Consider the following 15,739-nt stretch of genomic DNA (forward strand, 5'->3'; position numbering starts at 1 on the left):
ATCTCTCTAACATAAATAAAAACCTCCCAGAAATGAGAGGTTTTGTGTTTCTATAAAATTCAAAAAAGAAAATATCAAACCTTCTTTTTTACCAACAACTTCGATTTGTGTCTGAGTTTTTCGATAATAGCATCGGCTTTTTCATTTTGGCAAATAAAACGTAACGATTCAGCGTAGCGATAGTAATACTCAGGTTCCAGATCAGACGTCATTTTAAAAAGTTCGCCATACCATTCGGCGGCTTTTTCCAGTTTGTAGTTGGAGTAGGACGAGTTTCCTAATTTCTGAAATAAGTCTACTGATTTATATCCTTTGGCAACAATTCTTTCATAAATGTTTATTGCATCCACATAAGCATATTTGTCGCTTATTTTATCTGTTATAAATACTTTTTCAGTTTGCGCAGCAGCACGAAACGAAAAAATGATCAGTACCACTAAAACAACAAGTTTTTTTCTCATAAGTCGTAGTTTAGAATGATAGATTTGAAAGTCATTTTTGTTTTTAATGCTAATTGTTTGTGCTAAAAAATAGAATTCCAACCCAGTTATACTATTTCATTTTGTTATTTGTTTGATTATGATTTAGTATCGGATTTGGTTGCAAATATATGTAAATCAGTGTAATAACATGTATTTGAACCCTGTTTTTTTTGATTTTGTCGATTTAATTTGACAATTTCTGTAGTTGGACTTTTACTTTTGAGGCTTATATTTAGAAAAGAACGCTTATGTAACGATTTTATTTTACGAATTTAAAATATAACTTTATGGTTATTAATACTTTCTGTATGACAATTGAGCAATATCTTAACGAAATAAAAACTTTGCAGCCAACAGGAAGTATTTTTGATCCTGAATTGGAAAATCTTCTTTGGAAAAAACCATCAAAAGAAGAGAATGATTATTTTACAATCCAAAATCTTTTTCAAAAATCAGAAAATGACACTTTTGTATTAAATAAAGAGATTATCGAAAAAATTGTAAAAGGTACCAATTTGCTGTTTGTAGATAAAAGTGAAAACGGAAATGTTTGTTTTGCCAACAATAGCGAACTCCGCTCTGAATTCAGGCAAAATTTCAATGTCGTCGATTTATTAGATTTTTGTTATGCTGTATTGTATACTTCAGTCTTTAAAGAAAATTTAGATAACGAAAATAAGAGAATCCCAATTCCATCTGATTCTGATGTTTTTTGGCAACTTGCAAAATTTGGCGTCAGATTTAGAGAAGAGAAGTTTCAAAAAAAATAGAAAAGCTTTCGAAATAAAAAAAGCAGCTCCTGGAACGAGCTGCTATTCATCTTTTTGTGGGGGCAAAAAGGATTTAGCGACGGAATGAAGGACTTTCGTTTACTGATTCGTCCAACTTTACAGTCTTCACTTTTTTTGCTGCAACTTTAAATTCGTGTTTCGAAATTTTGTCATTTGCTTTAACCTCAAGAACATAAGTTCCTGCTGGAAAGCTTTCTAAACTAATTGTTTTTGAAACCTCTAATTTGTTTGCTGCAGATTCTCCCGCATAAAGTAAATTGTGATTTTCGTCATAGATAGAAAATGTAGAATTTTCAACGGTATCTAAAGTAAAGCTCATTACTTTTCCGTTTCCGGTTTTTATATTTAAAATATAATCACCTTTTCCATCTGTGGCATAGGTAAAAAGTGTTGCTAGAAAAAAGGCTGCAACTAACCCGGTTTTGGTAAATTTTGTCATGTTTTTTTTAATGTTTATTACTAAATGTGGAACGTTCAAAACTACAAATAGAAATTTAATTTTATGCAATAAAATCGCTTTTTTAGAGCGATAAAATGCTGAATTAAAACCATTTCTGTGTTTTGTTTACGCTATGTACGTAAATAAAGGGATTACGGATGTTTTTTTGGTAACTTTTTTTAATGCGGTTTAAATCAGGTATATAGATTTATTAAGAATTATTTTTCATTTTTAAATTTGACGCTATTTTCACCACGATATGGAGCAAAAAAAAACAGCTCTATAACCACAAAGAGCTGTTTCTAAAACAATCACGTTTTTACTAACTATCTAACCTTATACTTTTATGAAAAGTATAACTTTTTAGCGTGAAGCTACGCTTGCATTTTTTGCAGAAAATCCTGCTTTATAAACTGATGAAACTGCTTTTGTAGATAAAACAGAAGCATGATCAGTTATTGTAATTTCATGTCTCACTTTTTTTGCAGTGTCTTCTACCTCTAAGAAGTAAGTTCCTTCAGGAAATTCTTCAAGGCTGAAAGTTCTTAAAATTCCATCTTTACCTGAAGCAGATTCAGAGTAAATCAGTGTACCGTCTTTGTCATAAATAGCTAAGTTTGCTTTTGTAACTCTGTTGATCGCAAACGAAATTAACTTACCGTTGTTCTTAATAACATGAAGATTGAAATCCTCATTTCCATCAATCGCATAAGTGCTTAAACCTGTAAAAAGTAATGCACATACTAAACTCAATTTTAAAATCTTTTTCATAGCTGTAGTTTTTAAATTAATAGTTTAATTCTCTGATGCTAAATTACTTACGTTATGTTGCTTTTTGCACAACTCTATTTGCTGATTTATATGCTATATTCTCATTTGCGAAACCGTTATAGGTTAAAATTTGAATTATATTTATCGTTTATGTTAATTTGGTTATTATTTTTTAAAGTTTTAAAATTTTTTACTTTTACAATAGCGTAACTTTTTTTTAATCCTAAAGAAGCAAATTATTGCCAATTGTAAACCGAAATTTATCAAAAAGTAAAGAGCAAAAAAAAACAGCTCAATAACCACAAAGAGCTGTTTTTAAAACTTGCGTTTTTAACTTTACTAACTATCTAACCTCATTTTTATACTGTATGTAAGTATAAACTTTTTCAGTGTATTGCTACACTTATGCTATTTGCAAATTCTTGCTTAGTTTACTGATGAAAGTGTTTTTGAAGACAAAACAGTAGAATCATTTGTAACAACAATTTCGTGTCTTGCTTTTTTAAAGCTGTCTTCAATTTCTAAGAAGTACGTTCCTTGTGGAAATTCTTCTAAACTAAAAGTTCTTAAAATTCCGTCTTTACCTGAAGCGTTTTCAGAATAAATTAAATTCCCTTTATTATCAAAAATGCTAATGCTTGCTTTTTGTACCTGATTCATAGCAAATGTTATTTTTTTGCCATTTGATTTTAATACGTGAAAGTTAAAAGAGTTTCCTCCGTCAATTGCATATGTACTTAAACCTGATAATAGTACTGCGCATACTAAACTTAATTTTAAAATCTTTTTCATATTCTCTGTGTTTAAATTTTTAGTTCATTTTTCTGATGCTAAATTACTTCGGAAGTTCAAATTTAAACACAACTCTATTTTCCAATTTATATGCTATATTCTCATTTACGAAACCGTTATAGGTTAAAATTTGAATTATTTTCGGTGTTTGTGTTAATTAGGTTATTATTTTCTAATGTTTTTGCAAAATTAAGGTTTGTTAAAATATTCTGTTTTTCTTACGAAAATGAGATATTTGTATAAAAAAGGAGTGATAAATGTGATATTTTTAAAAAATGACGGATAAAAAAATCAGACCCCAAAAAAAACCGCAATTCGTTCATAATTCAGTAGATGAAATTTGTGTATTTTCATGAAAAATTCTCAGTTACGAAACCGTTATAGGTTAAATTTTGAATTATTTTAGGTGATTTTGTTAATTTTGCTATTATTTTTTAAAGATATTATATGAAGACAATCGCCCCGGCTCTTGAAGTGATATCAAACTCTTACGGAAGTTCTTTTACCTACACCAAACATGCTGAAAAGACCAATAGTAAAGCCCATTTGTGGCATTATCATCCAGAAATTGAGTTGGTTTATATAAATGGAGGTGCGGGGAAGAGGCAAATAGGAAGCCATGTTTCTTATTATACGAATGGAGATTTGATTTTAATAGGTTCCAATTTGCCACATTGTGGTTTTACAAACGAACAAACAGGAAATAAAAAAGAAACTGTTATTCATATTAAACCTGAATTTTTGGGCACCGATTTTTTTGTTGCTCCTGAAATGAAAAGGGTTCAGAATATTATAGGCCAGTCAAAGGCCGGAATCGCTTTTACCGGCGAAACGAAAAAACAAATTGGAAAGAAAATCGAAATGATGGAACATCAGCTTCCATTTGAGCGTTTGCTGACACTTTTAAGCATTTTAGATGAATTGGAATCTTCGGAAGATTATACCGTTTTAAATGCTGACGGCTTTTCGTTAGAATTGCAAACTCAGGATAGTGATCGTATTAATGTAGTTTTTAATTATGTGAAAGACCATTTTCAGGAATCAATTGCAATTGATGAAGTGTCGAGTCTGGTAAGTATGACTACGCCTTCATTTTGCCGTTATTTCAAGAAAATTTCAAATAAAACATTTACCGAATTTGTAAATGAATACCGTTTGGTTCATGCCTCTAAACTTTTGGCTGAAAAGCAAATTAGTATAAATGAAGTTTGTTACGAAAGTGGCTTTAATAATTTCAGCCATTTCAGTAAATCTTTCAAACAATATACAGGAAAAAGTGCATCGCAATACCGTTTGGAGCACAAGATTATTATAAGTTAGTTTTTTAGGCCACTGATTACACAGATTAAAATGATTTTTTTGCTGTCACGACCCGAGCGATAGCGAACAGGCGAAGCAACTACACTAATTTTCACGAATTAAAACTTTGATAAAATTTTAAATTTTGTCAAAGTTGGAATTACATAATTAAAAATTAGTGTAATTTGTGGCAAAATAATTTGATCAAAAATAGAAATCCATAGAATCATTTTAATCTGTGGCAAAAAAACAAATCCGATTAGTAAAAGCTGGTCGGATTTTTCATATATTTTATTTTGAAATGGGTATATTTACATTCCCTAATCAGAAAAAAAATAACATATGAAAAACATTAAAATGCTATTTACTGCTTTTCTAATCTGCATGTCAACACTGACTTTTGCAGCAAAAGTAGATACCTTGCAAGTTGCCAGTACCGCTATGGGCAAAACCTACAAAGCAGCGGTAGTTTTACCAAATTCTTATGCCAAAAGTAAATCGAATTTTCCTGTAATGTATTTATTGCATGGAGCGTACGGTCATTTTGGTGATTGGCTAAAAAATACACCAAATAAAAAATTGGTTCAGAACTTATCTGATCAGTATAATATGATTATTGTAATGCCTGAAGGCGAAGTTTTTAGTTTTTACCTAGACAGTCCTGTAAATAAAGAGAGTCAGTTTGAAACTTTTATCACACAAGAAGTGGTTCAGAAAGTGGATAAAACATACAAAACGATAAGTAACAGAAACGGAAGAGTAATCACGGGACTTTCTATGGGCGGTCACGGCGCATTGTATTTATCTGCCAAACATCCCGATTTGTTTTGCGCTGCGGGAAGCATGAGTGGAGCAGTAGATATGAGCACAATGCTGAATAGAGATTCGGCTGCTCAAGTTGTAAAATTGATGCAACCCGTTTTTGGGGATAAAAGTGGCAGCACGGAGATGTACGCACAATACGCGGTTATGAATATGCTGGATAAAATAAAAGCAAACAAACTACCGTTAATAATAGATTGTGGTGTTGACGATTTTCTAATAGAACCAAACAGAGAATTACATCGTAGATTAGTATATAATAAGGTAGAACATGATTATACAGAACGCCCTGGCGCTCACACTTGGGATTATTGGGAAAATTCATTACCTTATCATGTATTATTTTTCAGCAAAATCCTGCTTAAAAATCAGGTTGTTGTAAAAAAATAATTAGAAATTTTATTTAAAAACCAACAAAACACTTTTTTTGGTTTGGTTTTTGGAATGCTTTTATAAACTTAAAAATTTAAATATTATGAAAAAGATACTTACCTTATTCGCAGTCATTGGACTGATCGCATTTTCAAGTTGTGAAGGACCAGAAGGGCCTCCGGGACCTCCAGGAAGAGATGGAATTGGAGCTGAGGCTTTTGAAATTGAAGCTAGTTTTTCTTTTAATACTACCGATGGTTATATAATTTCAGATTCTTTTTCTAAGTATTTAGGAGGAGATTTATTTCAAGATGAATCGGTGTTAGTTTATAGATTAGAAGGAACAAATAATGCTAATTCTGATGTTTGGCAACTTATACCTAGAGATGTGTATTTTGAAAATGGAGAATCAATTACATATGATTATAACTTCAGTAAGCAAGCATTTACAATTTTTGTAGGTGGAGATAATATTGCAAATAGACCAAATTTTATAAACAATCAAGTTTTTAGATTTGTTATAATTCCAGCAGATTTTGGTACTGGAAAGTCTGTTAATAAAGTTGATTTTTCAGATTATAACGCTGTAATCAAAAAATATAACATTGATGATAGTAATGTGAAAAAGTTTAAAATATAAACATTTCAAATCATAAATAAAAAAAAGGAAATCGCAAGATTTCCTTTTTTTATTTATATCTATTTTTAAATTCTATTCATCTTTTGTATCAGCATCCGTAAGAACTTTTTCCTGTCCAAATTTCAACGATACCAAAATCCCAACTAAAAGAGATAAGGCAATAAATCCTAAAGAAGCCCATTCCGGTACGTGAATCCAATCGTGTAAAAGCATTTTTAATCCAACGAAAGCTAAAATGGCTACTAAACTGTATTCTAGATAACTGAATTTCGCCAGCATATTTGCTAAGAAAAAATACATAGAACGTAATCCTAAAATGGCAAAAATATTAGAACTGAATACTAAAAACGGATCTTTAGTAATAGCAAGAATTGCAGGAACACTATCTACAGCAAATAAAACATCCATAACTTCAATAACAATTAAAGCTACAAATAATGGAGTTGCAGCTCTTTTTGCTGTTTTGGTTGAGATGAAGAAATTTTCACCATCCATTTCAGATGTAATCGGAATAATTTTTCCTAATGTTTTGTAAACGAATGAGTCTTTTGGATGGAAATCTTCTTCTTCTCCGGAAAAAAGCATTTTTATTGCAGTGAAAATCAAGAATATTCCAAATACATAAGTCGTCCAAGCGAATTTATTGATCAGCATTACTCCGAAGAAAATCATCAATCCACGGAAAACAATCGCACCTAAGATTCCCCAGAATAAAACGCGATGTTGGTATTTTTGCGGAATTTTAAAGGAAGCGAAAATAATAGCAATAACAAAGATATTGTCTACACTCAGCGAAAGCTCAATTAAGTAACCTGTAATGAACTTCATTGAAGCCACAGAAGGTTTCAAATTATCTGGATTTGCGATATAATCTGTGGTATACAGCCAGTAGATTACTCCTGAAAAAAGAAATGATAAAGTAACCCAAACTAAGGTCCATTTGCTGGCTTCTTTTGTGCTAATAATATGAGGTGTTTTGTTAAATACACCTAAGTCTAAAGCAAGAATAAAAACTACAGCAAGTAAAAAGAGTGACCAGACTATCATAATGATTTTTTTAAATGATTTACAAAGATAAGTTTTGAAGTTTAACTTAAAAATTAAATTTATAAGAAACTTACTTTTAAAATTAAGTAATTTTTGTTATTTGTAAAGTGTTAAGTATTATAAAGTTATAAGTTTTTTGAGATGTAAATTCGCTAGGTTTTTAAAAACCTGTCGGGTTTAACAAAAAAAAGTGCCAACATAAATGATGGCACTTTTTAGAATATACTTTAAGCTTTGAATTATAGCGCTGATTTAACAGTTTTGATAATTCTAGCAGCAATTTTGTAAGGGTCTCCGTTTGAAGCTGGTCTTCTGTCTTCTAACCATCCTTTCCATCCTTTTTGAACCGTCATCAAAGGAATTCTGATAGAACATCCTCTGTCTGAAACTCCATAAGAGAAATCGTGGATAGAAGCAGTTTCGTGCTTACCAGTTAAACGTTGGTCGTTGTAAGCTCCGTAAACCGCGATGTGCTCAGCAGTAACAGGACGGAAAGCTTCGCAGATTCTTTCGTAAGTTGCTTGGTCTCCACATGTTCTTAATACTTCGTTTGAGAAGTTAGCATGCATTCCAGAACCATTCCAGTCTGTATCTCCTAGAGGTTTTGGGTGATATTCGATATAGTAACCATATTTCTCAGTCAAACGGTCTAATAGGTAACGAGCAACCCAGATTTCATCTCCGGCTTTTTTAGCACCTTTAGCGAATAATTGGAATTCCCATTGTCCACAAGCAACCTCTTGGTTGATTCCTTCAAAGTTGATTCCAGCAGCGATACATAAATCAGCATGCTCTTCAACTAATTTTCTTCCGTGTGTGTTTTTTCCACCTACTGAACAGTAGTACATCCCTTGTGGAGCAGGGTATCCTCCAACTGGGAAACCAAGTGGAAGTTGAGTTTTAGTATCCATGATGAAATACTCTTGTTCGAAACCAAACCAAAAATCATCATTATCATCATCAATTGTAGCTCTTCCGTTAGATGGGTGTGGAGTTCCGTCAGCATACATAACTTCTGACATTACCAACCATCCATTGATACGAGTTGGATCTGGATAAATTGCAACAGGAACTAAAAGACAGTCAGAAGAACCACCTTCAGCTTGTTTAGTTGACGAACCATCAAATGACCAGTTTCCAAGTTCTTCTAATGTTCCTTTGAAGTTTTCGTGCTCTTCAACTTTAGTTTTACTTCTAAGATTTTGAGTTGGTTCATATCCATCTAACCAAATGTACTCTAACTTAATTTTAGCCATAATAATATAAATTAATTTTTTTGTTTTTTTCGTTGGGTCAAATATAGATTTATTTTTTTAGTCCTAAAAATTAGGGGGCTATTTTGTTTTGCGAAGTATAATTTTTTGGATAAGCGCAATTTTGGGAGGGGTATATTTTTAAAAAAGCAATTTTTAATGGGGATAAAAAATAAATTCGTAAAAAATAAACATGTTTTTTGAATTTTGTGGTTAAGGAATTATGAAAAAATGTTTATTTAATCAATATTACCGTACAGTTTTGTTATATTTCTTTGCTTTGAATTCATTATTCTTTGAAAAAAGCATTTTCTATTGAAAAATTCTAGTTCAAAAATCTAATATTTATATTCAAAACAGGCTATTTTATTGTTTATATTTGTTCCTCATTTTTTTAATGAAAATTAGTACGAATTTAAAATATACATAACCATGTCAACATTACGTTTCCAAGCTTTGCAAGAAGCTTCTACAAGAAAGCCGGTACACTTTGAAGAAATTGATAGAAAATCGAATCTTTTTGGATCAAATGTGTTCAATGAAAAAGCAATGAAGCAGTATTTAACTTCTGATGCTTTAAAAGGAGTAAGGGATGCCATCCAGCATGGAACTAAAATCGAAAGAAAACTGGCAGATTATATTGCCATGGGAATGAAAGAATGGGCTCTGGCAAAAGGGGTTACACATTATACACACTGGTTTCAGCCTCTTACAGGAACTACCGCAGAAAAGCATGATGCTTTTTTTGAAATTTCATATGATGGAAGCGATCCTGTAGAGAAGTTTGGCGGTGCACAATTAGTACAACAGGAACCGGATGCTTCAAGTTTTCCAAACGGAGGAATCAGAAATACTTTCGAAGCAAGAGGATACACAGCGTGGGATCCAACTTCGCCAGCCTTTATATATGGTACAACTTTATGTATTCCAACAGTTTTTATTGCTTACACGGGTGAAGCTTTAGATAACAAAATACCTTTATTAAGAGCATTATCTGCAATAGATGAAGCAGCTACAGAAGTTTGTAAATACTTTGACAAAAACGTAAAAAAGGTAACCGCTACTTTAGGCTGGGAGCAAGAGTATTTCTTAATAGATAAAGCTTTGGCAAATTCGCGCCCTGATTTAATGATGACAGGAAGAACGTTATTAGGACATACTTCTGCAAAAGGACAACAATTAGACGATCATTATTTTGGTTCAATTCCAACTCGAGCTCTTACTTATATGAGAGACTTAGAGCAAGAATGTATGTTGTTAGGAATTCCGGTAAAAACACGTCACAATGAAGTTGCGCCAAATCAGTTTGAGCTGGCACCAATTTTTGAAGAAACAAATCTTGCCGTAGATCACAACTCTTTATTAATGGATGTAATGCAAAGAGTGGCTGAGCGTCATGATTTTAAAGTATTATTCCACGAAAAGCCATTTAAAGGTGTAAATGGATCAGGAAAACACAACAACTGGTCGTTGGCTACAGATACAGGAGTTAATTTGTTAAGTCCGAGCAAGACGCCAATGAGCAATTTACAGTTTTTGACGTTCTTTATTAATACAATCAAAGCGGTAAATGATAATGAAACCTTATTAAGAGCTTCGATTGCAACGGCAAGCAACGATCACAGGTTAGGAGCAAATGAAGCACCTCCGGCAATTATGTCCGTATTTATTGGAGCACAATTGACAAAAGTTTTATCTGAGTTAGAAAGTGTAACAACTGGAAAACTTTCGCCAGAAGAAAAAACAGATCTAAAACTAAACGTTGTCGGGAAAATTCCAGATGTATTATTAGATAATACAGACAGAAACAGAACTTCGCCTTTTGCTTTCACAGGAAATAAGTTTGAGTTTAGAGCAGTAGGATCTAATTCAAACTGTTCGAACGCTATGACAACTTTGAATGCGATTGTAGCAAAACAATTAATTGACTTTAAAAATGAAGTAGAAAACCTGATCGACTCGAAAGACATGAAAAAGGATGATGCTATTTTTAATGTTTTGAGAGAATACATCAAACAATCTAAAAAAATCCTTTTTGAAGGTGATGGTTACAGCGAAGCTTGGGAAAAAGAAGCTGCAAAAAGAGGTTTAAGTAATTTTAAAACTACTCCGGAAGCTATTAAAGCTAAAGTTTCGAAACAAGCTTTGGACTTATTTGAAAAACTAGGAATCTTTAATCATGTTGAAGCTGAGGCTCGTTACGAGATTGAATTAGAAGAGTATACTAAAAAAATCCAGATTGAAGGAAGAGTTTTAGGCGATATTGCCAGAAATCATGTAATTCCGACTGCTATTCGTTATCAAAATACATTGATTGAGAATGTTAAAGGACTAAAAGAAATCTTCGGAAAAGATTTTGAAACCATTGCTAAAGAGCAAATTGTTTTAATTAAGGAAATTTCAGGTCATATTGAAGGAATCAATTCTAAAGTATTAGCCATGACTAATGAAAGAAAAAAAGCCAATCAATTGACAGATGCTCAAAAAATGGCAGAAGCTTACTGTAATAAAGTAAAACCTTATTTTGAAGATATTCGTACGCATTCTGATAAATTGGAATTATTGGTAGATGATGAAACCTGGACTTTAACCAAATACAGAGAATTATTATTTACGAAATAACATTCACAAAACAATTAATTAAAGCCTGTCATAAAAAGACAGGCTTTTTTTGTGATTATGTTAAAATATGTGTTCAGGAGTTTTGTTTTTAACATTTGTTTAGGGATAAATGTAAATAAAATGTAATCAAAACTCAATAAGTAGCTTTTATCTTACTAACGAAATTTTTAAATTGGGCAGTTTGTCGAGATAGTTTTGCACTTCATCGAAAAGGTGTTAAGTTCCCGTAAATTACGTATTTATACCTGATTCGGTTTTCGAGAAGTTTTCTAATTTTGGGTAAGAAATAAAAAAATAACAGTAGTTTTATTTTTTTAAATCACGGTTTTGCCACCAAATTTTCTCCCCTCCCCAGATTACCTACATAATAATTTGTATTAATAACCAATTAAATATATTTATTATGAAAAAAGTAATTTTAAGCATCTCCGCGATGCTGTTTGCAGGTGTAGCATTTGCTCAAAATGTTAGTGATGTGGATCAAACTGGAGCGTTAAATGGCGCTTTAGTAGTTCAAATTGGATCAAATGATTCAGATGTTGATCAAATTGGTATTGCAAACGTTGCAATTGTTGGACAAGTTGGAGCTGGTAATGAGTCAACTGTTTATCAATTAGGAGCATTCAATACTGCAGTGGTTGGACAAGTTGGATGGGGTAATACATCAACTATTGGACAAGGAATTTGGGTAGGAAATACTGCTACTACTATTCAAGTTGGAGTAGATAATAATTCTGATGTATTACAAATAGGTAACTTTAATACAGCAAATACTACTCAGGTTGGATGGGGTAATGACTCTTCAACACTACAATTAGGTGATGCTAATTATTCATCTACTACTCAATCTGGATTGTTTAATGATGCATCAACTTCTCAATTTGGAGCTTTGAATTTTGCATTTACTGATCAAGATGGTTGGTTCAATGATGCAAATACTACACAAGCAGGATTGTTCAATATTTCTAGCATCGAGCAAGACGGAATTGCAAACTATGCTAGTACTACACAGTTAGGATTCTTCAATCTTAGTACAGTTTCACAAACTGGAATACTAAATGCAAGTGTTGTAATTCAAGCAAACTAAATAAACCAGAAAAAGGAAGGACTTGATTAAATCAGTTCTTCCTTTTTTTATTATTTCAAAATTATGAAAGCAGTAATAGTCATATTTCTTCTCTTTACAGAAATTGTATTCTCGCAAACTATTGATGGGAATATAAATGATTATGTTATTGCTTTAAATGAAACAAACAATCACAATCAAAATAAGAATACAAATCAATATATTATAAGTCATAATATAGTAAAAATTACACAAATTGGCTATTACAATCAGGCCAATTTAGCCATTATCAGTAACAATGCTAATGTAACTGCACAGCAAACTGGTAACAACAACTACATGAATGTCTACAAAAAAGCAGACGAAATAAACCAATCCTACATACAGTCAGGTAACAACAATTATATAAGTGATGTTTCATTCTACTCCCGTGGAGTCGATGCAATGAAAGTCAATCAGGAAGGTAATAATTTAACGGTTTTCAGTACTGGATCAAATTCAATCTCCAAGGATATGATCATTAATCAGTCTGGAAATTCTGGTACAATTTACGTGTTCAATCGTTAAAATTATGATTATGAAAAAGTATTTGAACATAATTATCCTTTCCGTTTTTAGTATTTTTTTTTCTGAAAATGGATTTTCGCAGACCGTCTATAAAGAGGTAAAGGCTAAAATTGAAGTCAAAGAAATCGAAAATATGTTGTTTATAACCGGAACAGTAGAAAATCTAACATCAGAGTTCAAAAATATTTCATATAAACTAAGTGTCTTTAAAAAAAACAAATCAAATTCTAATAAATCAACAAACGCACAGGACGGAAGAGTCACATTAGAAGCTGTTCAGAAAGTAGAGCTTTCTAAAACACAGGTCAATTATTCTAAGGAAGATGAAGTGATAGTAATGTTGCTGATTTATGATGAAAAGAATACCATAATTGGTAAAGACAGAATTGTTTTTGGAGAAGAAACAGAATCAAATGCCGAAAAATCAGTTCCCGTTGACGGAATTGAAATGATTGGAATTGTCGCTAATGACACCAAAACCAAGCTTGGAAATGATTTCTATGATATGTTTTATGGACAATATTCTAAATTAAAAATTCATACCACTAAAATTGTGACTGTTCAGGAAGAATTGACATTCGGAAGAACTACCAAAATTACAATTATGGTTGATAGTGATATAATTGAAGAATTTATTTCGCGTCCTGATGAGGATTTTTTAAAATATATGGCTGACTCAAGTGCTTCTAAATTGTTTAAATATTTTAAAAACATAGAGAAGCAAAATAAAATGATAACTCAATATTAATTGAGAAGCATTTTTCAGCCAGGAATTAGTCTTTTTTAATACCTAAAATAGCGATAATATGAAAACTGTAGCATTACTTGTCTGCCTATTTGGCTTTACAACAATGTCAAACGCACAAGATTTGGCTTACAAACCTGCAAATCCAAATTTTGGCGGAGACACTTTTAATTATGCGTGGTTGCTTAGTTCAGCTCAGGCACAAAATGATTATAAGGAAGATACCAATACGGGTTATAAACAACCCACAGATTTGGAGCGATTTAAAAGTAATTTGAATAACCAATTGTTAAATAAGCTTTCAAATTCCTTATTCAATGACCAATTTGGAGGAACTGGTACGGGAACCGGTACAGGCACAGGAACCGGCACAGGTACTGGTACCGGCACAGGAACCGGTGGAGGATCACTTTCTCCCGGAACTTACGTATTTGGAACACTGTCTGTCGATGTATATAATTCTAATTTAGGATTAGTAGTTGATATTTTAGACACGGAAACTGGAGAGCAAACTCAGGTAATTCTGCCAGGGCAATAGATTTTCGACTTGTCGATATAAAAAGTTGGTTCATGTTTTACTGTAAATAATTTGATTATGAATAAAAGTCCCCTTTTTCTATTTCTAATAACTTGCCTATTCTCAGGATGTGGAGCATATTTTAATCAGCCAGTGGGAGTTCAGAAAGCCGTATTTGGAGAAAATACTCCTGCAACAATTTCACTGACTGAAATGCCTAAACCAAAAGAACAGATAGTTGTTGGTGTATATAAGTTTAAAGATCAGACAGGTCAGTACAAACCGACCGAATTAGGAAGTACGTTTAGTACAGCAGTTACACAAGGTGCGACATCTATTTTAATTAAAGCTCTTGAAGACTCCAAATGGTTTGTACCTATTGAACGTGAAAATCTTGGTAACTTATTAAATGAGCGTAATATTATCCGTTCTACTCGTCAGGAATATTCAAAAGGTGATGCAAATGAAGCGGTTTTGACGCCTCTTTTGTTTGCGGGAGTTTTACTCGAAGGGGGAATTATTTCCTATGATACCAATATTATTACCGGAGGTTTTGGAGCCAGATATTTTGGAGCTGGCGGCTCAACACGTTACAGACAGGATAGGGTTACTGTATATTTAAGATTAGTTTCTACTTCAAACGGGAAAATTTTAAATACCGTATATGTTTCTAAAACCATTTTATCTCAAAGTATAGATGCAAGTTTATTTAGATATGTAAATCTCAACAGACTTTTGGAGGTTGAGACTGGTTTTACACGAAATGAACCCATACAATTGGCCGTTACAGAAGCCATCGAAAAAGCTGTTGAAGGACTTATTGTCGACGGAATTAAAGATAAACTGTGGGAGGTAAATGCACCTCAAAAACAAATTGACACTTTTATTGCAGAATACGATAAAGAAAAAAGTGAAGCTGATCTGGCGCAACTTTATAATAGAAATCTAACTGAAAAAAGAGCTCGTTTTGGAATCGAAATGACAGGAGGAGCCACCTATATGCAAGGCGATTATAAAAGCCCAACTTTTGAACCAATGGCAAGAGGGGCTGCGAAATTCTTTTTTACTCCGTCATTTGATATTAGCGCTTCCACCAATGTTTTCAAACTCGGTAATAAGGGAAAAGATGAGTTTGGTTATGCCACTTTAGATATGAATCTTGAGTTCCTCATTTTACCCGAAGACACATTTTCGCCTTATGTTTTCGCTGGAACCGGTGTAGGTTTTAATGCCGATTTTGAAAATGTACATAGTAAAGTACAATTTGGTGCGGGTGTAGAATATCTGGTCACGAGCCATTTTGGAGTTAAATTATATGGAGAATACAATGTCAATTTTACCGATAATTTAGATTATAAGATTAGTGGTGTTCGGGATGATTATTATTGGAGATTTGGATTGGGAATGACCTATTATTTTCCAAAAGGATACAAATACAAGAAAAAATAGGTATACCACTGAAGTAAGCCTTCAATTTTCTTAATGACCAGCAAATTAATGTCAATATAATTTAA

General features: G+C 32.4%; 16 protein-coding genes. 10 read left to right on the forward strand and 6 right to left on the reverse strand.

Translation table 11 applies throughout. The features are described from left to right. Nucleotides 1-74: 74 nt before the first annotated feature. The gene (locus BD847_RS01255; RefSeq protein ID WP_115886456.1) at nt 75-461 is read right to left on the reverse strand and encodes a flagellar motor protein MotB; all 387 of its coding nucleotides are present in this window, start codon (nt 459-461) and stop codon (nt 75-77) included. Nucleotides 462-769: 308 nt separating this feature from the next. Here BD847_RS01255 and BD847_RS01260 point away from each other — a divergent pair, with 308 nt between their 5' ends. Then, nucleotides 770-1,252, forward strand: a complete 483-nt coding sequence (locus BD847_RS01260; protein WP_115886457.1) for a type ISP restriction/modification enzyme — start codon at nt 770-772, stop codon at nt 1,250-1,252. Nucleotides 1,253-1,325: 73 nt separating this feature from the next. Here the strand turns inward: BD847_RS01260 and BD847_RS01265 are convergent, their stop codons facing one another. The 3 genes from BD847_RS01265 to BD847_RS01275 form a co-directional block, all read right to left on the reverse strand. Next, on the reverse strand, nt 1,326-1,712 hold the full coding sequence (locus BD847_RS01265) for a secretion protein (RefSeq protein WP_115886458.1): 387 nt from the start codon (nt 1,710-1,712) through the stop codon (nt 1,326-1,328). A 363-nt stretch (nt 1,713-2,075) separates the two neighbouring features. After that, entirely contained in the window at nt 2,076-2,483 is a 408-nt protein-coding gene (locus tag BD847_RS01270) for a secretion protein (RefSeq protein WP_115886459.1), read from the reverse strand. Between the two features lie 426 nt (nt 2,484-2,909). Next, nucleotides 2,910-3,275 carry a T9SS type A sorting domain-containing protein gene (locus BD847_RS01275; RefSeq protein ID WP_115886460.1) on the reverse strand — a complete coding sequence of 122 codons (366 nt, stop codon included), beginning with the start codon at nt 3,273-3,275 and terminating at the stop codon, nt 2,910-2,912. A 447-nt stretch (nt 3,276-3,722) separates the two neighbouring features. Between BD847_RS01275 and BD847_RS01280 the strand changes: the two genes are divergently transcribed. From BD847_RS01280 to BD847_RS01290, 3 genes are all read left to right on the forward strand, one after another. Further along, complete coding sequence (locus BD847_RS01280) at nt 3,723-4,595, forward strand: AraC family transcriptional regulator (protein ID WP_115886461.1); 873 nt, start codon at nt 3,723-3,725, stop codon at nt 4,593-4,595. 321 nt (nt 4,596-4,916) lie between these two features. Continuing rightward, nucleotides 4,917-5,786 carry an alpha/beta hydrolase gene (locus BD847_RS01285; protein ID WP_115886462.1) on the forward strand — a complete coding sequence of 290 codons (870 nt, stop codon included), beginning with the start codon at nt 4,917-4,919 and terminating at the stop codon, nt 5,784-5,786. Nucleotides 5,787-5,871: 85 nt separating this feature from the next. Continuing rightward, nucleotides 5,872-6,408 carry a hypothetical protein gene (locus BD847_RS01290; RefSeq protein WP_115886463.1) on the forward strand — a complete coding sequence of 179 codons (537 nt, stop codon included), beginning with the start codon at nt 5,872-5,874 and terminating at the stop codon, nt 6,406-6,408. 72 nt (nt 6,409-6,480) lie between these two features. On the opposite strand, the gene BD847_RS01295 is transcribed toward BD847_RS01290, so the two are convergent. Together BD847_RS01295 and BD847_RS01300 are read right to left on the reverse strand one after the other, a co-directional pair. Continuing rightward, nucleotides 6,481-7,455, reverse strand: a complete 975-nt coding sequence (locus tag BD847_RS01295) for a TerC family protein (protein ID WP_115886464.1) — start codon at nt 7,453-7,455, stop codon at nt 6,481-6,483. A gap of 239 nt (nt 7,456-7,694) precedes the next feature. Beyond that, nucleotides 7,695-8,711 (reverse strand): glutamine synthetase beta-grasp domain-containing protein, encoded by a 1,017-nt coding sequence (locus BD847_RS01300; protein ID WP_012024410.1) that lies wholly within the window; start codon nt 8,709-8,711, stop codon nt 7,695-7,697. Nucleotides 8,712-9,140: 429 nt separating this feature from the next. Here BD847_RS01300 and BD847_RS01305 point away from each other — a divergent pair, with 429 nt between their 5' ends. The 6 genes from BD847_RS01305 (at nt 9,141) to BD847_RS01330 (ending at nt 15,674) form a co-directional block, all read left to right on the forward strand. Beyond that, nucleotides 9,141-11,330, forward strand: coding sequence for a glutamine synthetase III family protein (locus BD847_RS01305; protein ID WP_115886465.1), 2,190 nt, complete (start codon nt 9,141-9,143; stop codon nt 11,328-11,330). A 403-nt stretch (nt 11,331-11,733) separates the two neighbouring features. Further along, on the forward strand, nt 11,734-12,417 hold the full coding sequence (locus BD847_RS01310) for a hypothetical protein (RefSeq protein WP_115886466.1): 684 nt from the start codon (nt 11,734-11,736) through the stop codon (nt 12,415-12,417). A gap of 63 nt (nt 12,418-12,480) precedes the next feature. Next, complete coding sequence (locus BD847_RS01315; protein ID WP_115886467.1) at nt 12,481-12,963, forward strand: hypothetical protein; 483 nt, start codon at nt 12,481-12,483, stop codon at nt 12,961-12,963. Nucleotides 12,964-12,973: 10 nt separating this feature from the next. Further along, nucleotides 12,974-13,711, forward strand: a complete 738-nt coding sequence (gene csgH, locus BD847_RS20930) for a curli-like amyloid fiber formation chaperone CsgH (RefSeq protein WP_244201539.1) — start codon at nt 12,974-12,976, stop codon at nt 13,709-13,711. A gap of 58 nt (nt 13,712-13,769) precedes the next feature. Continuing rightward, nucleotides 13,770-14,246, forward strand: coding sequence for a curli assembly protein CsgF (locus BD847_RS01325; RefSeq protein ID WP_115886468.1), 477 nt, complete (start codon nt 13,770-13,772; stop codon nt 14,244-14,246). Nucleotides 14,247-14,303: 57 nt separating this feature from the next. Further along, nucleotides 14,304-15,674 (forward strand): CsgG/HfaB family protein, encoded by a 1,371-nt coding sequence (locus tag BD847_RS01330; RefSeq protein WP_115886469.1) that lies wholly within the window; start codon nt 14,304-14,306, stop codon nt 15,672-15,674. Nucleotides 15,675-15,739: the final 65 nt, after the last annotated feature.

Origin of the sequence: Flavobacterium cutihirudinis, assembly GCF_003385895.1 — a bacterium.
Lineage (GTDB): Bacteria > Bacteroidota > Bacteroidia > Flavobacteriales > Flavobacteriaceae > Flavobacterium > Flavobacterium cutihirudinis.